This window comes from Lentzea sp. NPDC102401, assembly GCF_044765805.1.
Classification (GTDB): domain Bacteria; phylum Actinomycetota; class Actinomycetes; order Mycobacteriales; family Pseudonocardiaceae; genus Lentzea; species Lentzea sokolovensis.
In genome coordinates, this window is the sequence record NZ_JBIWKS010000013.1 from 76474 (window position 1) to 92616 (window position 16143).

The window sequence follows — 16143 nt, forward strand, 5'->3', positions numbered from 1 at the left end:
GTTGTCCACAGCCTCTTGTCCCCAACCTGTGGACAACCCTGGGGATATGTTCGAACGTATGTTCTATCGGCCGATCGAGCTCATGTCCGGATACCGGTCTCCGGCCACGGCCGAAGCGGGTACGGCGGCCTCGATCGCGGCGAGATCGTCGGCGGACAGCTCCAGCGACGCCGCCGCCACGTTCTCCTCCAGGTACTTGATCCGCTTCGTCCCCGGGATCGGCACGACGTCCTGCCCGCGGTGCTGCACCCACGCCAGCGCCAGCTGACCGGCGGTGACGCCGCGGTCCGCCGCCAGAGCGCGCAGCGCCTCCACCATCTTGAGGTTCACGTCGAGGTTCGAGCCCGTGAACCGAGGCTGCGCCACGCCGCGGAAGTCACCGGCGCCGAAGTCCGCGGCCGAGGTGAAACGGCCGGTCAGCACGCCACGGCCGAGAGGCGAGTACGGCACGATGCCGACGCCCAGCTCACGGGCCGTGGGCACGATCTCGGCCTCGATGTCGCGCGACCACAGCGACCACTCGCTCTGCAGAGCGGTGATCGGGTGCACGGCATGGGCACGGCGCAGCGTGTCTGCGCCCGCCTCGGACAGGCCGAGGAACCGCACCTTGCCCTCGGTGACCAGCTCGGCCATCGCGCCGACGGTCTCCTCGATCGGGGTGTCCGTCGGCACCCGGTGCAGGTAGTACAGGTCGATCGCGTCCACGCCGAGGCGCTTCAACGAACCCTCGACCGACGACCGCACATACGCTCGGTCGCCACGCACGGCACGGCCACCGCCCTCTTCGCGGACGATGCCGAACTTCGTGGCCAGCACGTAGTTCGAACGGCCTGCGAGCGCGCGGCCCACCAGCTCCTCGTTCACGTGCGGCCCGTACATGTCGGCCGTGTCGATCAGCGTCACGCCGAGCTCCAGGGCCCGGTGGATCACCGCGATCGACTCCGACTCGTCACCGGCGCCGTAGAACTCCGACATTCCCATGCAGCCGAGCCCCTGCGGCCCGACCTCCAGCGATCCCAACAAACGGCTCACGCCGTCGCCTCCAAGTCCTGCTCGACCACCGCGTAGTGGTCGATCTTGTAGTCGAGCACCTCCAGGCACGTCTGCAGCTCCGCGATGCGGGCGCGGACGTCCCCTCGGTGCTCGACGAGGATTTGCTTGCGGCGGCCTGCCGTCAGGTCGCCGTGGTGCCTGAGCTGCGCGAACTCGCGCATCATGCGGATCGGCATGCCGGTCGTGCGCAGGCGCGTCACGAAGGCCAGCCAGCCGAGGTCCTCCTCCGAGTAGCTGCGACGGCCGCCCGAGTCACGCGCCGGCGGGTCGACGAGCCCGATTCGTTCGTAGTAGCGCAAGGTGTCGATGGACAACCCACTGCGCTGCGCGGCTTGGGCTATCGAGTAACTCACGGGTTCGACGCTAAGACCTGGAGTGCACTCTAGGTCAAGCGGAATCCTTCGGGAGTCCCCACGCTTCGAGATGACCGGCCATCTCCGGGACGTCGATCTTGTCGCGGCCCAGGGAGCGGACGAGGCCGAGCGCGTCGTCCTCGTCGGCGTCGATCCAGTAGCCGTTGATGTCGCACATCGTGACGGCGGCGACCCAGGCGAGCCGCCAGTTGCCCTCGACCAGAGGGCGGGTTCGGACGATCGAATCGAGCAGAGCGGAGGACTTCAGCCACAGCGTGTCGTAGGCCTCCACGCCGAGCACGGTGGCGCGGGGACGGTAAGCCGCCGTGTCCAGCAGGCCGATGTCCCTGACGAGGAGATCGCCACCGGTCACGGCCGTGGCCAGCACTAAGAGGTCCCCGGCGTCGAGGTAGGAGATCACGGCACCCAGTTGATCACAGAGGTCTGACAGATTCAGGAAGAACCGAGCCTATCCAAAAGACTTCGGTACTTCGGCAGGACTCGCCCGAGCACCTCGCCGAGCTTCTCCTCCTGCTGCATGCGCTGGTAGCGATCCGCGATCGCCAGCCGCACGACCTCCTGCTTGGAGCGCCCCTCGGACTGCGCCAGTTCAGCGAGCCGCAGGTTCTCCTCCTCGGTCAACCGCAAGGTCATCGCCATGGAGTGACGGTATCAACCTGATACCACACAGGCCAGCGGCCGATAGGATTGCGTGATGCCCAGGCCCAAGACCCACGACGACGCTCTGCGACGGCGCCTGCTCGAACGAGCGGGCGAGTTGCTCAGCACCGAGGGCCCCGCCGCGGTGAGCCTGCGCAAGATCGCCACCGACGTCAACACCTCGACGACCGCGGTCTATTCCCTCTTCGGCGGAAAACCAGCGCTGCTCGAGGCGCTCTACGACGAGGCGTTCACCAGGTTCGGCAAGAACCTCGCGGCGGTGCCCGTCACCGGCGATCCCGCGGAGGACCTGCTGCAGATCGGGCTCGCGTACCGGCGCAGCGCTCTGGAGGACCCGCAGTTCTACTCGGTGCTCTACTCGAAGGTCGTCGAACCGACGAAGGAGATGAGCCGCGCGGCGGGCAGGACGTTCGCGCCGGTGATCAACGCGGTGCGGCGCGCGGTGGAGCAGGGCGTCTACCTCGCGGAGGACCCGGAGCAGATCGCGATGTCGATGTGGGGCGTCGCGCACGGACTGGTGAGCCTGGAGCTCAACGGGAACCTGCCGTCCGGCATCGACGCGGCCGCCACGTACGAACTGGCGTTGCGCGCGCACGGCAGGGGCTGGCGGGCGGAGACCGGGAAAACCCTGTGAACACCACGGAATCCGGGGAGGCGGCCGCCGCGAAACCTCCCCGGACCCGCTGAACTGTCCGGTTAGGACAGTCCGTCTCGGTGGTGCGGCCTCACTTGAGAGCTCCGTCGAGCGCCTTGATCAGTTCGCCGTCGGCGGTGTCGCCGTCGAGCGACCAGATCATCGCGCCGCCGAGCTTGCGGTCGTTGATGTAACGGGCCTTGCGCTTCATCTCGGTCGCGTCGTCGTAGGTCCACCACGTCTTGCCGTCGTAGATCCACGCGAAGCCGGCCCGCTCGTCGCGGTAGATCTTGTACGCGTTGCCGGGCTCGGAGAGCTTCGCCTTGATGCGGTGGAAGTCCTCGTAACCGGCCTCGTACTTGGCGGGCGCCGGCACACCGGTGCCGAACAGGCCGTTGCGCTTGCCGGGGGCGACGCCGTCCCAGCCGCGGCCGTAGAACGGAACGCCGAGCACGGCCTTCGACCGCGGAGCGCCGCGACGGAGCCAGGCGTCGACCGTCACCTCGGAGCTGAACTCGAACTCCGACGGGTCACCCTTGGGCACCTTCAGCGCGGACTGCTGGTTCGCCGGGGCGTCCCAGGCACCGTGGTAGTCGTAGCCCTGCAGCGTGCCGAAAGTGAGGTAGCAGAACACCTTCGAGACCTCGAAGCCCGCGTCGACCTGCTTCGGGTCGGCAGGCAGGAACGCCGTCAGGTCGCGGTTCCAGCCCATCTGCCTGCGGTACTCGGCGAGCAGCTTGGTGAAGTTCTGCTTGTCCTCGGGCCGAATGACGTTCGGCGGGGTCGGGTTGCCCGCGCTCGACGGCCACTCCCAGTCGAGGTCGACGCCGTCGAAGACGCCCTTCGCGGCGCCGGCGGGCAGACCGGGCAGGTCACCCTTGATCCACATGTCGGTGCACGACTTGACGTGCGCGGCACGCGACTCGGGCGTCAGCGCGGCGTTGGAGAAGTAGCGCGAGCCGGTCCAGCCGCCCAGCGAGATGTTGATCCTCAGCTTGGGGTACTTGGCCTTGAGCTGCTTGAGCTGGTTCAGGTTGCCCATCAGCGCCTGACCGGCCTCATCCGCCTTGCCGCTGACGGACTGCTCCGCGGTGTGGGGCATCTGCCAGTCGGCCCACGGGTCGGCGCTGACGCACTTGCCCGACTCGTCGAGGAAACCGAAGGCGTAGTTCAGGTGCGTGAGCCGCGCGGCGGCGCCGCTGTCCACGAGGTTCTTGACGCGGAAGTTCCGGTCGTACACGCCCCACTGGATGAAGTACCCCACGGTGCGGGTCTTCGAGTAACCGTGGTGCCCATTGGTCTCGACGTCGGCGTTCGCGGGCGCAACGGCCAGCGACGCGGACAGGGCGCCGGCCGCGAGAGCGGCGACACCCCATCTCCGTCTGGACATGAGTCTCCTAGTTCGTTCGCGGCAGCGGCGATGTGTGGTCCAGAGCACGTTAGCCCGGAGGTCTAGACCACTGCTACGTCCGATCGGAGGTATGTCCTAAACCGCCCCGTACAGCCGGTCACCGGCGTCGCCCAGGCCGGGCACGATGAACCCGGAGTCGTTCAGCCTCTCGTCGACCGACGCCGTGATAAGACGGCACGGCAGCTTCGAGTCCTCCAGGTGATTGATTCCCTCGGGCGCCGCGAGCACGCACACGGCGGTCACGTCGGTCGCGCCGCGCTGGGTCAGCAGGCGGATCGTGTACGCCATCGAACCGCCGGTCGCGAGCATCGGGTCGAGCACGAACACGGGGCGTCCGGCGAGGTCCTCCGGCAGCGACTCCATGTACGGCGTCGGCTGCAACGTCTCCTCGTCGCGGGCAAGGCCGACGAACCCCATCTGGGCGTCCGGGATCAGCTTGTGCGCCTGGTCGGCCATGCCGAGCCCGGCCCGCAGCACCGGCACCAGCAGCGGCGGGTTTGCGAGCTTGTAGCCGGTGGTACGGGCTACCGGTGTGTGCGTGCGGTCCTCCTTCAGCGGCGCCTCGCGCATCGCTTCGTAGACCAGCATCACGGTGAGTTCCTGCAACGCGGCGCGGAACGCGGCGTTGTCCGTGCGCGCATCACGCATCGTTGTGAGTCTCGCCTTGGCGAGTGGATGATCGACGACCAGGACGTCCATGCTCGACACCGTAACCCGCTGGGAGGAACTGAGGGTGTTCGAAGAGATCTACCGCGAGGCACGTCAGCGCATCGTCGGCCTGACGATGGGCCTGACCGCCGACGAGCTCGCACGAACGGTGCCCGCCTGTCCTGAGTGGACCGTGCACCAGGTGATCGCGCACCTGTCCGGCGAGTCGTCCGATCTGGTCAGCGGACGCATGGCGGGCGCGCCGTCGGAGGAGTGGACGGCGCGGCACGTCGCCGAGCGCGCGGACGTTGCGGTGGAGGACCTGCTGGAGCAGTGGAACGTCTTCGGCGACAAGATCGGCGAGATGCCGCGCATCCCGTTCCAACTGGCGCTGGACGCGATCACGCACGAGGCCGACCTGCGCGCGGCACTCGGCCGGGAACGCCTGCCGGACGCCGTGTGGCAGCCGACTCTGGTGTGGATGGCGCCGCGCAGGCTGACGGACGTGACGGTGAAGACCGAGTTCGGCGACGTCGGCGACGGCCCGATCACGCTGGAGGTCGACGGCTACGAGCTGTGGCGCGCGTTCTTCGGCAGGCGCTCGCGCGCCCAGATGGAGGCGTGGAACTGGTCGGACCGGTCGCCGATCGAGAAGATCCCGTTCTTTCCCGCGCGAGAGACCGACCTGGTGGAGTAAACACCGTTAACTGAAGAGGTGTAGGGTCGGCCGCGTGACAGACCACGTGCGCATCGGAGTGCTCGGCGCGGCCATGATCGCGCCATCCGCTGTCATCCGTCCGGCCCGCTCTTCGACGGTCGCCGAAGTCGTGGCCGTGGCCGCGCGATCGGCCGACAAGGCCAAGGCCTTTGCCGACAAGCACGGCATTGCGCGCGTGCACGGTTCGTACGAGGACCTGCTGGCGGACTCGGCGGTCGACGCCGTCTACAACCCGCTGCCCAACGGCCTGCACGGCAAGTGGACGCTGGCCGCGCTGGAAGCCGGAAAGCACGTGCTGTGCGAGAAGCCGTTCACCGCGAACGCCGCCGAAGCCGCTTCCGTCGCCAAGGCCGCCGACGCGTCCGGCCTGGTGGTGATGGAGGCGTTCCACTACCGCTACCACCCGCTGGCGATGCGCGGCGCCGAGATCATCTCCTCCGGCGTGCTCGGCCCGTTGCGGCACGTCGAGGCGTCCGTCTGCTTCCCGCTGCCGGTGTTCTCCAACATCCGCTACGACTACTCGCTCGCGGGCGGCGCGATGATGGACGCCGGCTGCTACGCCGTCCACATGGCACGGTTGCTGGGCGGCGAGGAACCCGAGGTGAAGTCGGCGAAAGCGTTGCTGCGCGGGCCCTCCATCGACCGGGCGATGCGTGCCTCACTGCGTTTTCCCTCTGGCCACACGGGAACAGTGCACGCGTCGCTGTGGTCGTCGACGGTGTTCAAGTTGTCGATGAAGGCGATCGGCGAGAACGGCACGCTGAGCGTCTTCAACCCGCTGGGCCCCCAGGCGTTGCACCGCTTGTCGTTGAAGCTCAAGGACAAGAAGTCGTCGGAGACCTTCGGCAAGCGCGCGACGTACGCCTACCAGCTCGACGCGTTCACCGACGCCGTGCTGCACGGCAAGCCGTTCCCGACGACCGCGGACGACGCCGTGAAGAACATGACGGTGATCGACTCGATCTACCGGGCGGCCGGACTGCCGCTGCGCCAGCCGACTCCGTGACGAAGTCACGAACCGATTCCGATGACCACCTGATCAGGGGGCCGCACAACCCGTTCCGGGAGTAAAGAACCGGCAAAACAGCTCCGAAGAGTCTCGTAGCCAGTTGAGACGTGGAGGTGCGAACGGTGACGATCGAACAGAAGCCTGTCCAGCAATTGTGTGAATCCCCGCTGGTCATCCTGGGTGTTTCGGCGTCACTCGCCGTGTTGATCGGCGTGTTGCCGCTGACGTGGGGCTACAGCCCGGCCCTCGCGGCGGCGCTCGCCTCGCTCCTCGTGATCGCTTTCGCGATCACCGTCAAGTACGCACCGAACCGCAAGTGAGCGTTCCAGACGTGCTTCGCCAGGTGTTGCCGCCCGTCTGGGCCCAGTGCTCGACCTTGACGACGTTCAGGCCTCCTGACCTGCTGTGCAAGATTGTTCCAACATCGACTGGATAGCGTTTTCGGCATGAAGATGTTCAACCGTCTCGCCACCGCACTGACCGCCGCCGGGTTGTTGCTGGGGGCCGCCGTTGTCGCCGCACCGGCCGCGTCGGCCACCGGTTGCAGCCAGGGCAGCGGGTACCGGAACTGCCGCTACGACTACAACGGCGATTTCGTCAGCGTCACCGCCTACCCCGGGATCATCAAGGCCGGGCTGAACAACAGCCGCAACGTCGACGTGTGGATCGACAGCGACAGGACCAACCACCTTGCCGCCGGTCGCGGTTACGCCGAGTACCGCTACTCGGGCTCGCCGCTGCGCTGGCGCGGGTGCTCGTGGTTCTACAACCAGTTCGGCGACCGGTTCGTCGCCTGCACGCCCTGGGTTCAGGGATATTGATCGGTTCTGCTGGTCGCCGGGTGTGGCTTCACAGCCGTGACGGTGGCCAGTGCGGTGATCACTGAACTTCGCCGCGTCTTTCGCCCTCGGACGGGTGCATCGCGGTGCCCTGCCGAGTGGTGAAAGACGCGGCGAAGACTGCAGGCGCCGCACTAGACTCGATCGGGTGAGCGACGAGCTGGTACCCGCCGACCAGAGTCACATGCGGGCCTCCGACGCGGACCGGGAACGGATCGCGCAGGTGCTGCACAAGGCCACCGCCGAGGGCCGCCTCGACATCCACGAGTTGGACGAGCGCCTGGTGGCCGTCTACGCCGCGAAGACGTACGGCGAACTCGTGCCCATCACGGCCGACCTGGTCCTGAGCGGCCTGCCGCAGACCCCTGCCGTGCCGCAGTACCAGCCGGCGGTGGGCGACCGCATCGGTGGCCCGCCCGGCAGTGCGGTGTCCGTGGCCTTCTGGTCGGGCGTCAACCGCAAGGGCCAGTGGGTCGTCCCGCGGCTGCACAACGCCGTCGCGGTCATGGGCGGCATCGAGATCGACCTGACCCACGCGAGCTTCGAAGAGGCCGAGGTCACGATCAGCTGCTTCGCGTTCTGGGGCGGCGTCGAGATCCGCGTGCCCGACGACATCAACATCAAGGTGGACGGGTTCGGGTTCATGGGCGCGTTCGAGGACCACGCCCCCGGACGGCGCTACATCCCGGGCGCTCCGACCGTGCGGATCACCGGCCTGGCGATCATGGGTGGTGTCGAGGTGAAGGGCCCGAAGCGGAAGAAGTCGAGCATTCTGAGGGAACTGCTCGACTAGGCCTGTGCCGAGGGGAACCGGTCGAGCACAGGCAGAGCGTTGCCCGAGCGAGCGCCGAGCGCCTGCGTGTTCTCCGGGTCGCGGAGCTCTACGAGGTGCGTGGCAGGGCCGAGAAGATCGTCATCATCGACGGGCCCGAACTGCTGCGTTGAGGGGGCCTTCCGCTGAGCGGCGCAGCCGGTTAACCTCCGGCGTCCGCTCGCCTCTCCCCCGCGAAGGTCATGACGACTCCCTCTGACAGACCCGTGTTCGTTGATCCGAGTGGCCGCCGCCGCAAGGTGATGCGCATCGCCATGGGCGCAGTCGCCGCCGGTGTGCTGGCCTACCTGGTACTACTCGTCGTCGCGCTGGCCGGTGGGCCGGTGAACCCGACGACGCTGCTGCCGATCCCCAAGGCCGCCGAACCCGCCGTCACCACCACGACGGACACCCCCACGTCGTCACCCGAAGCAACATCGTTGCCACGCAACGAAACCACCACCACGCCACCGGCGACCACCACGACGCGTCCCGTGGCGAACACCACCACGACGACCACCACGGCCGAGAACGGCAACAAGCGGACCGATCCGCCCGGCGCGTCGAACCGGCCGAGCGAGCCCGGTCAGGGCAAGCCGTGAGGCCTCAGCCGCGCGCCCACTGGGTGCTGCTGGCGTTGAGCGTGGTGGTGCTGCTCGGCGCGTTGTTGCTGGACACGTTCGTGGTCGGCCGCGTCGGTCAGGGCGCCCAGCCGACGGCGGGGCCTTCCGGCACCGTGCCGGAGACCCTGCACCAGGGCGGTCCGCTGGTCGGCGACACGGGCTCCGGACTCAGCTCGCGCGCGACGCCGGACCGCACGGTGGTGCTGACGTTCGACGACGGGCCCGATCCCGAGTGGACGCCGAAGATCCTCGACGTGCTGCGGCGCAACGAGGTCAAGGCCACCTTCTTCGTGACCGGCGCGAACGCGGCGCAGCACCAGGACGTGCTGGAGCGCATCGACGCCGACGGTCACGAGGTGGGACTGCACACCTTCACCCACGTCGACCTGGGCAAGGTCGGTGAGACCCGCGCCCGCCTCGAACTGGGGCAGACCGGGCTCGTCGTGGCGAGCGGCACCGGCGAGTCCAGCCGGCTCGTGCGGCCGCCGTACTCGAACCGGCCGGACGCGGTGGACGACGAGGACCTGGTCGGCATCGAGCGGATCACCGCGGCCGGCAACCTCGTGCTGCTCTCCGACCTCGACAGCGAGGACTGGCGCAGGCCCGGCACGGACGCCGTCGTCGCGAACGCCACGCCGAAGGACGACAAGGGCGCCGTGGTGCTGATGCACGACGGCGGTGGCGACCGGTCGCAGACCGTTGCGGCGCTGGAGAAGCTGATCCCGAGCCTGAAGGAGCGCGGGTTCGCGTTCCAGGCCGCCCGTGACGCGTTCGGCGTGCCGCAGGCCTCCCGTCCGGCGACGGCGACCGAACGCGCCGAGGGCACCGCCGTGTCTCTCGCGGTGCGGTTCTCGCGGTTCGTCACGGAGCTGCTGACGTGGCTCGTCGTGATCTCCAGCGTGCTGGCGCTCGCCCGCGCCGCGGTGCTGCTGGTGACGACCGCGATCCACGCGCGGCGCAAGCCCGGCAAGCACGCGCCGCGGTTGCGGCCGCAGATGGTGACGGTCCTGGTCCCCGCGTACAACGAGGAAGCAGGAGTCGAGGCGACCGTCCGCACGATCCTGTCCAGCACCTGGCCCGTGCACGTGATCGTGATCGACGACGGCTCGACCGACCGCACGTCCGAGGTGGTCAAGAGCCTGCGTCTGCCCAACGTCTCGCTGGTGCACCAGAAGAACGCGGGCAAGGCGGCGGCGCTCAACACCGGGCTGCGGCACACCCGCACCGAACTCGTCGTGATGGTCGACGGCGACACCGTGCTGGAGCCGGAGACCGTCGGGAACCTCGTGCAGCCCTTCGCCGACCACGAGGTGGGCGCGGTGTCGGGCAACGCCAAGGTGGGCAACAGGTCCGGTCTGCTCGGACGCTGGCAGCACATCGAGTACGTGATCGGCTTCAACCTCGACCGGCGGATGTACGACGTCATGCAGTGCATGCCGACGGTGCCTGGCGCGGTCGGCGGTTTCCGGGTGGAGGCGTTGCGCGAGGTCGGCGGTGTCCCGGAGGACACGCTGGCCGAGGACACCGACCTGACGATGGCCCTGGAACGAGCCGGGTGGTCGGCGGTCTACGAGGAGTCGGCGCGGGCCTGGACGGAGGCTCCGGCCAGCCTCGGGCAGCTCTGGCGGCAGCGTTATCGCTGGTGCTACGGCACGTTGCAGGCGATGTGGAAGCACCGCGGCGCGATCTTCGAACGCGGTCTGGGCGGTAAGCTCGGTCGCCGGGCGCTGCCGTACCTCTTCCTCTACCAGGTGGCTTTGCCGATGCTCGCGCCCGCGATCGACGTGTTCGCGGTGCTGAGCCTGTGGACCGATCCGGCGGCCGGCGCGCTCGCGTGGCTCGGGTTCCTGGTGCTGCAACTGATCCCGGCGGTGATCGCGTTCCGGCTCGACGGCGAACGGCTGCGGCCGCTGTGGGCCGTCGCGCTCCAGCCGATCGTCTACCGGCAGCTCATGTACCTCGTCGTGATCCAGTCCGTGATCACCGCGCTGGCCGGTGCGGTGCTGCCGTGGCAGAAGCTCAAGCGCACCGGCAGCGCCGCCCAGGACGCGCCGGAAATCGACGAGCGAACCGTGCCACTAAGCCGTGTTGACCTGCAGAAATCGCCTCACTTAGGACGGGCGTCCCATTCCGCTTAGACTCCAGGACATGGCTGCTCCAACGACACTGCCGTCGGCCCTGGCTGACGCCACGCGCGACGAATCGTCGCTGCGGCGTTTCCTGCACGGGCTCCCCGGCGTCGACCAGGTCGGCGTCGAGCAACGAGCCGCGGGCCTCGGCACGCGGAGCATCAAGAAGGCGTCCAAACTGCACGCCATCGACCTGGCGATCAGCATGGTGGACCTGACCACGCTGGAAGGCGCTGACACTCCCGGCAAGGTGCGCGGCCTCGCCGCGAAAGCCCGCAGGCCCGACCCCGAGCGGCCCGACGTGCCGAAGGTCGCGGCGGTCTGCGTCTACCCGGACATGGTGAAGACGGCGGCCGACGACCTCGTGGGCACCGGCATCAACGTCGCCAGCGTCGCGACCGCGTTCCCCAGTGGCCGCAGCACGATGGACATCAAGCTGGCCGACACCCGGTTCGCCGTCGAGCAGGGCGCGGCCGAGGTCGACATGGTGATCGACCGCGGCGCGTTCCTCTCCGGCCGGTACGGGCAGGTGTTCGAGGAGATCGTCAAGATCAAGGAAGCCTGCGGGGACGCGCACCTCAAGGTCATCCTGGAGACCGGCGAGCTCGTGACGTACGACAACGTGCGCCGCGCGTCGTGGCTCGCGCTGCTGGCCGGCGGTGACTTCATCAAGACGTCGACCGGCAAGGTGCAGCCCGCCGCGACGTTGCCGGTGACGCACGTGATGCTGCAGGCAGTGCGGGACTGGAAGGACCAGACGGGTGAGCTGCGCGGGGTGAAGCCCGCCGGTGGCATCCGCACGACCAAGGACGCGATCAAGTACCTGGTGGCCGTGCACGAGGTGGCCGGTCCGGAGTGGCTCGACCCGCACCTCTTCCGGTTCGGCGCGTCGACGTTGCTCAACGACCTGCTCATGCAGCGTCGGACCCAGTTGGACGGCCACTACAGCGGCCCGGACTACGTGACGGTGGACTGAAGACATGTGGGAATACGCCCCCGCGCCCGAGTCGCGGGACATCGCGAACCTCAAGCCGAGCTACAAGATGTTCGTCGACGGCAAGTTCGTCGAGGGCACCGGCGAGCCGCTCAAGACCATCAACCCGGCCACCGAGGAGGTGCTCGCGGAGGTCTCGACGGCGTCGCAGTCCGATGTGGACACCGCGGTCAAGGCCGCGCGCAAGGCCTACGACCGCGTGTGGTCGAAGATGCCGGGATCCGAGCGGGCCAAGTACATCTACCGGATCGCGCGGCAGATCCAGGAACGCGGCCGTGAGCTCGCGGTGCTGGAGTCGCTCGACAACGGCAAGCCGATCAAGGAGTCGCGCGACACCGACGTCCCGACGGCGGCCTCGCACTTCTTCTACCACGCAGGCTGGGCGGACAAGCTCGGTTACGCGGGTTACGGCCCCGACCCGAAGCCGCTGGGCGTCGCCGGTCAGGTGATTCCGTGGAACTTCCCGCTGCTGATGGCCGCGTGGAAGATCGCGCCGGCGCTGGCGTGCGGCAACACCGTCGTGCTCAAGCCCGCCGAGACCACCCCGCTCACGGCGCTGGTGCTGGCGGACATCATCCAGCAGTGCGACCTGCCGCCGGGCGTCGTGAACATCATCCCGGGCGCCGGTGACGTCGGCGCCGCGCTCGTCGGGCACGAGGACGTCAACAAGGTCGCCTTCACCGGCTCGACCGACGTCGGCAAGATCATCCAGGGTCAGCTGGCGGGCACGTCGAAGAAGCTCACGCTGGAACTGGGCGGCAAGGCGGCGAACATCGTGTTCGACGACGCCCCGCTCGACCAGGCCGTCGAGGGCATCGTCAACGGCATCTTCTTCAACCAGGGCCACGTCTGCTGCGCCGGATCCCGCCTGCTCGTGCAGGAGTCCATCGCCGACGAGCTCCTGGAGAAGCTGCACGCGCGCGTCTCCACCCTGCGCGTGGGCGACCCGCTCGACAAGAACACCGACGTCGGCGCGATCAACTCCCGCGAGCAGCTCACCAAGATCAAGGAGCTGACCGAGTCGGGCGAGGCCGAGGGCGCCACCCGCTGGACGTCCTCCTGCCCGTTGCCGGACAAGGGTTTCTTCTTCGCCCCGACCGTGTTCTCCGGTGTGTCGCAGGCGATGCGCATCGCCCGTGAGGAGATCTTCGGCCCGGTGCTGTCGGTGCTGACGTTCCGCACGCCGGAAGAAGCCGTGGCCAAGGCGAACAACACGCCGTACGGCCTGTCCGCCGGTATCTGGACGGAGAAGGGCTCGCGCATTCTCTGGATGGCACAACGCATGCGCGCCGGCGTCGTCTGGTCCAACACGTTCAACCGCTTCGACCCGACCGCCCCGTTCGGCGGTTACCAGGAGTCGGGCTTCGGCCGTGAGGGCGGCCGCACCGGGCTGGAGGCCTACCTCGATGTCTGATCGACTCACGGTCGCGAAGACCTACAAGCTCTACATCGGTGGCAAGTTCCCGCGCTCCGAGTCGGGCCGCAGCTACCCGGTGACCGACGCCAAGGGCACGTTCCTCGCGAACGCCGCACAGGGCTCCCGCAAGGACGCCCGCGACGCGGTTTCCGCCGCCCGCAAGGCTTTCGCGGGCTGGTCGGGCACCACGGCCTACAACCGGGGCCAGGTCCTGTACCGCGTGGCCGAGGTCCTCGAAGGCCGCCGCGAGCAGTTCATCGCTGAGGTCGCCACCTCCGAGGGCGTCCCGGCGAAGAAGGCGCAGTCCCTCGTGGACACCGCCATCGACCGCTGGGTCTGGTACGCGGGCTGGACCGACAAGATCGCGGCCGTCCTGGGTTCCTCGAACCCGGTGGCGGGCCCGTACTTCTCGTTCTCCACCCCGGAACCGACGGGCGTGGTCGCCGTCCTGGCCCCGCAGCAGTCGTCGTTGCTGGGCCTGATCTCGGTGATCGCACCGGTCATCGCGTCCGGCAACACCTGCGTGGTCATCACCTCGCAGGACCGCCCGCTCCCCGCGATCACGCTGTCCGAGGTGCTGGCCACCAGCGACGTCCCCGGCGGCGTCGTCAACATCATCACCGGCCGCACCGCGGAGATCGCCCCGTGGCTGGCCTCGCACGGCGACGTGAACGCGCTGGACCTCACCGGTGCGCCGGAGTCGATCCGCGCGGACCTGGAGCGGTCGGCGGCCGGCACCGTGAAGCGCGTGCTGCGCAACAAGTCCAGCGAGGACTTCGCCGTCACGCCGGACATGTCCCGCCTGCGCGCGTTCCTGGAGACGAAGACGGTCTGGCACCCGATGGGTGTCTAGATCTCAGTCGGCGGCGTAGGCCTTGCCCTGCGCCGCCAACTCCTCGCCGAGGATCCTGATGGCCTTCGGACCGACGCCGTGGATCTTCAGCAACGTCTTCGCGGACACCTTCGTCAACGAGTCGAACGTCGTGTACCCGCGGGCGGTCAGCTCACGGGTCGCGACCTTGCCGATCATGCCCGGGAACTCGGCGGTCACGAGTTCACCAGACCCGCGCGCCACGCCCAGGAAGCGATCCCGACGCGATTGCGCACGTTCAGCTTGGTCTGCACCGAAGCCAGATGCGTCTTCACCGTGGACAGCGACAGGAACAGCGACGACGCGATCTCCTGGTTGCTGAGCCCTCGCGCCACCTCCCGGACCACGTCCTGCTCGCGAGCCGTGAGCAGCGACAGATCAGGCCGCTGAGCGGGTCGGGCGAAGTGCTCCAGCATCCGCACGGTGACCTGAGGCGAGATCAGCGCGTTCCCCGCGGCGGCGGCGCGAACGGCCTCCACCAGCAGAGCCGGCCCGGCGTCCTTGGTCAGGAACCCGGAAGCCCCGTTCTCCAGCGCCGTGTGCACGTACTCGTCCAGGTCGAACGTCGTCACGACGACGACCTTCGTCGTGGGCGACAGCTTCTTGGTCACCTCGAGCCCGTCCATCCCCGGCATGCGGATGTCCAGCAGAGCCACGTCGGGGTTGTGCTCACGAGCGGCGGTGACGGCCGAGATCCCGTCGGGAACGTCGGCGACGACGGTGATGTCCGGCTGCTTCTCCAGGATCATCCGAAACCCGACGCGGACCATCTCCTGGTCGTCGGCGATGAGGACCGAGATCACTTCTTCCCTTCCAGGGGTAGCTCGGCGAGCACCTGCCAGCCGTGCTCACGCGGACCCGCGGAGAACAGGCCGCCCAACAGGTCGACCCTCTCACGCATACCTACGAGACCGTAGCCACCCTGGTTCAGCTCGTGCAGCTGCCCGTCGTCGGCGACGATCACGCGCAACGCCCCGCCGGGCGTCCGGGAGACCTCCACGTCGATCATCGTGGGCGACACGGCGTGTTTGTGCACGTTGGTGAGCGACTCCTGGACCAGCCGCAGCACCGACCGGCCGAGCTCCGGCGGCACCTCGTCGGGCAGGTCGATGCGCAGGCGGGTCTCGAAGCCGAGCTCGCGGGTGCGTTCGACGGCCGAGATGACGTCAGCGGCCAGGTCGGTGGTGGCGGCATCGTTCTCGCCCTGGCGCAGCGTGCCGACGAGGCGGCGCATCGCGCCCAGGGCTTCGGTGCCCGATCGGACGATGCCGGGCAGCAGGCGGTGGGCGGCGTGCGGGTCGTCGTCGGAGACCTCCAGCGCCGCCTGGGCCTGCACGAGCATGCCCGTCACGTGGTGGGCGACGACGTCGTGCAGTTCGCGGGCCAGGGCGATGCGTTCTTCCTTCTGCGCGTCGGTGACGGCGGCGGCGATCAGGCGGCCGCCCTCGGTGTCGCGGGCGCGGAAGTAGAGGCCGGTGCCGATGGCGGTGAAGCCCAGGACGAGCGAGCCGAGCATCTCGTTGTAGTTGCTGCCCGAGATCCAGTTGTCGCGGACGATGGCGGCGAAGAAGCTCACGGCGACCAGCCAGCCGACCGACCACGTGGCGGCGCGGCGGGGCTCTTCTCGCACGACGACGGCCGTGATGACCAGGCACGCGGCGGTCTCGGCGACGGTGAGCGGGCTCAGCAGCGTCGGCAGGTTCACGTGGAAGAGCCGGATCACGAACGACGACAGGAAGATCGACACGACCGCCACCGGGATGGTGAAGGCACGCGACTTGAACGACATGACGGCCGCGATGCACACCGGCACGGTCATCAGCCACACCAGCGCCTCGGGGCTGCCGCCCCCGCTCATCAGAAGGAGCTCGCCGAGCATCAGCAAGGCGAGAACGGCGGCGATCGGCCATTGGCCCCGATGACTGTCCACGGGAGACAACGGTAGGACCACC

20 protein-coding genes are annotated in these 16143 nt (G+C 68.5%); 11 read left to right on the plus strand and 9 right to left on the minus strand.

From position 1 onward, the window contains the following. Positions 1–63 precede the first annotated feature (63 nt). From ACIRG5_RS36310 to ACIRG5_RS36325, 4 genes are read right to left on the minus strand one after another with little or no spacing between them, the layout of a single operon-like run. Positions 64–981, minus strand: a complete 918-nt coding sequence (locus ACIRG5_RS36310) for an aldo/keto reductase (RefSeq protein WP_402913970.1) — start codon at positions 979–981, stop codon at positions 64–66. Between the two features lie 47 nt (positions 982–1028). Next, positions 1029–1406 carry a MerR family transcriptional regulator gene (locus ACIRG5_RS36315; RefSeq protein WP_093591660.1) on the minus strand — a complete coding sequence of 126 codons (378 nt, stop codon included), beginning with the start codon at positions 1404–1406 and terminating at the stop codon, positions 1029–1031. Between the two features lie 34 nt (positions 1407–1440). Next, complete coding sequence (locus tag ACIRG5_RS36320; protein WP_330272502.1) at positions 1441–1827, minus strand: Fic family protein; 387 nt, start codon at positions 1825–1827, stop codon at positions 1441–1443. Between the two features lie 32 nt (positions 1828–1859). Further along, entirely contained in the window at positions 1860–2066 is a 207-nt protein-coding gene (locus ACIRG5_RS36325; RefSeq protein WP_093591654.1) for a ribbon-helix-helix protein, CopG family, read from the minus strand. A gap of 55 nt (positions 2067–2121) precedes the next feature. Between ACIRG5_RS36325 and ACIRG5_RS36330 the strand changes: the two genes are divergently transcribed. Beyond that, a complete protein-coding gene (locus ACIRG5_RS36330) occupies positions 2122–2721 on the plus strand; it encodes a TetR/AcrR family transcriptional regulator (protein ID WP_319975092.1) in 600 nt (199 codons plus the stop codon). Positions 2722–2812: 91 nt separating this feature from the next. On the opposite strand, the gene ACIRG5_RS36335 is transcribed toward ACIRG5_RS36330, so the two are convergent. Together ACIRG5_RS36335 and upp are read right to left on the minus strand one after the other, a co-directional pair. After that, positions 2813–4111 (minus strand): glycoside hydrolase family 18 protein, encoded by a 1299-nt coding sequence (locus ACIRG5_RS36335; RefSeq protein ID WP_402913527.1) that lies wholly within the window; start codon positions 4109–4111, stop codon positions 2813–2815. Positions 4112–4207: 96 nt separating this feature from the next. Further along, complete coding sequence (upp, locus tag ACIRG5_RS36340; protein WP_093591645.1) at positions 4208–4831, minus strand: uracil phosphoribosyltransferase; 624 nt, start codon at positions 4829–4831, stop codon at positions 4208–4210. Between upp and ACIRG5_RS36345 the strand changes: the two genes are divergently transcribed. From ACIRG5_RS36345 to ACIRG5_RS36390, 10 genes are all read left to right on the plus strand, one after another. After that, positions 4830–5477, plus strand: coding sequence for a maleylpyruvate isomerase N-terminal domain-containing protein (locus ACIRG5_RS36345; RefSeq protein WP_402913530.1), 648 nt, complete (start codon positions 4830–4832; stop codon positions 5475–5477). The two genes, upp and ACIRG5_RS36345, sit on opposite strands and share 2 nt — an antisense overlap. Positions 5478–5511: 34 nt before the next feature. Further along, positions 5512–6504: a Gfo/Idh/MocA family protein gene (locus ACIRG5_RS36350; RefSeq protein WP_402913533.1), complete on the plus strand. Its 993-nt coding sequence runs from the start codon at positions 5512–5514 to the stop codon at positions 6502–6504. 125 nt (positions 6505–6629) lie between these two features. Next, positions 6630–6827: a hypothetical protein gene (locus tag ACIRG5_RS36355; RefSeq protein WP_402913536.1), complete on the plus strand. Its 198-nt coding sequence runs from the start codon at positions 6630–6632 to the stop codon at positions 6825–6827. A gap of 126 nt (positions 6828–6953) precedes the next feature. Continuing rightward, the gene (locus ACIRG5_RS36360) at positions 6954–7328 is read left to right on the plus strand and encodes a hypothetical protein (RefSeq protein ID WP_402913539.1); all 375 of its coding nucleotides are present in this window, start codon (positions 6954–6956) and stop codon (positions 7326–7328) included. 166 nt (positions 7329–7494) lie between these two features. Then, a complete protein-coding gene (locus ACIRG5_RS36365) occupies positions 7495–8139 on the plus strand; it encodes a DUF1707 domain-containing protein (protein ID WP_402913542.1) in 645 nt (214 codons plus the stop codon). Between the two features lie 281 nt (positions 8140–8420). Continuing rightward, complete coding sequence (locus ACIRG5_RS36370; protein ID WP_402913545.1) at positions 8421–8759, plus strand: hypothetical protein; 339 nt, start codon at positions 8421–8423, stop codon at positions 8757–8759. After that, positions 8756–10918 carry a bifunctional polysaccharide deacetylase/glycosyltransferase family 2 protein gene (locus ACIRG5_RS36375; RefSeq protein ID WP_402913547.1) on the plus strand — a complete coding sequence of 721 codons (2163 nt, stop codon included), beginning with the start codon at positions 8756–8758 and terminating at the stop codon, positions 10916–10918. Before ACIRG5_RS36370 ends, ACIRG5_RS36375 begins: the two co-directional genes overlap by 4 nt. 10 nt (positions 10919–10928) lie before the next feature. Next, positions 10929–11885, plus strand: coding sequence for a deoxyribose-phosphate aldolase (deoC, locus tag ACIRG5_RS36380; RefSeq protein WP_402913549.1), 957 nt, complete (start codon positions 10929–10931; stop codon positions 11883–11885). A gap of 4 nt (positions 11886–11889) precedes the next feature. Beyond that, entirely contained in the window at positions 11890–13317 is a 1428-nt protein-coding gene (locus tag ACIRG5_RS36385) for an aldehyde dehydrogenase family protein (RefSeq protein ID WP_402913552.1), read from the plus strand. After that, positions 13310–14173 carry an aldehyde dehydrogenase family protein gene (locus tag ACIRG5_RS36390; protein WP_402913555.1) on the plus strand — a complete coding sequence of 288 codons (864 nt, stop codon included), beginning with the start codon at positions 13310–13312 and terminating at the stop codon, positions 14171–14173. Before ACIRG5_RS36385 ends, ACIRG5_RS36390 begins: the two co-directional genes overlap by 8 nt. 3 nt (positions 14174–14176) lie before the next feature. On the opposite strand, the gene ACIRG5_RS36395 is transcribed toward ACIRG5_RS36390, so the two are convergent. Genes ACIRG5_RS36395 through ACIRG5_RS36405 form a run of 3 tightly spaced genes read right to left on the minus strand, consistent with a single transcriptional unit; the run spans position 14177 to position 16121 of the window. After that, positions 14177–14371: a DNA-binding protein gene (locus tag ACIRG5_RS36395; protein ID WP_402913558.1), complete on the minus strand. Its 195-nt coding sequence runs from the start codon at positions 14369–14371 to the stop codon at positions 14177–14179. Next, entirely contained in the window at positions 14368–14994 is a 627-nt protein-coding gene (locus ACIRG5_RS36400) for a response regulator transcription factor (protein WP_319975078.1), read from the minus strand. The genes ACIRG5_RS36395 and ACIRG5_RS36400 overlap by 4 nt, the downstream gene beginning before the upstream one ends. Further along, positions 14991–16121 carry a sensor histidine kinase gene (locus ACIRG5_RS36405; protein ID WP_402913561.1) on the minus strand — a complete coding sequence of 377 codons (1131 nt, stop codon included), beginning with the start codon at positions 16119–16121 and terminating at the stop codon, positions 14991–14993. The genes ACIRG5_RS36400 and ACIRG5_RS36405 overlap by 4 nt, the downstream gene beginning before the upstream one ends. Positions 16122–16143: the final 22 nt, after the last annotated feature.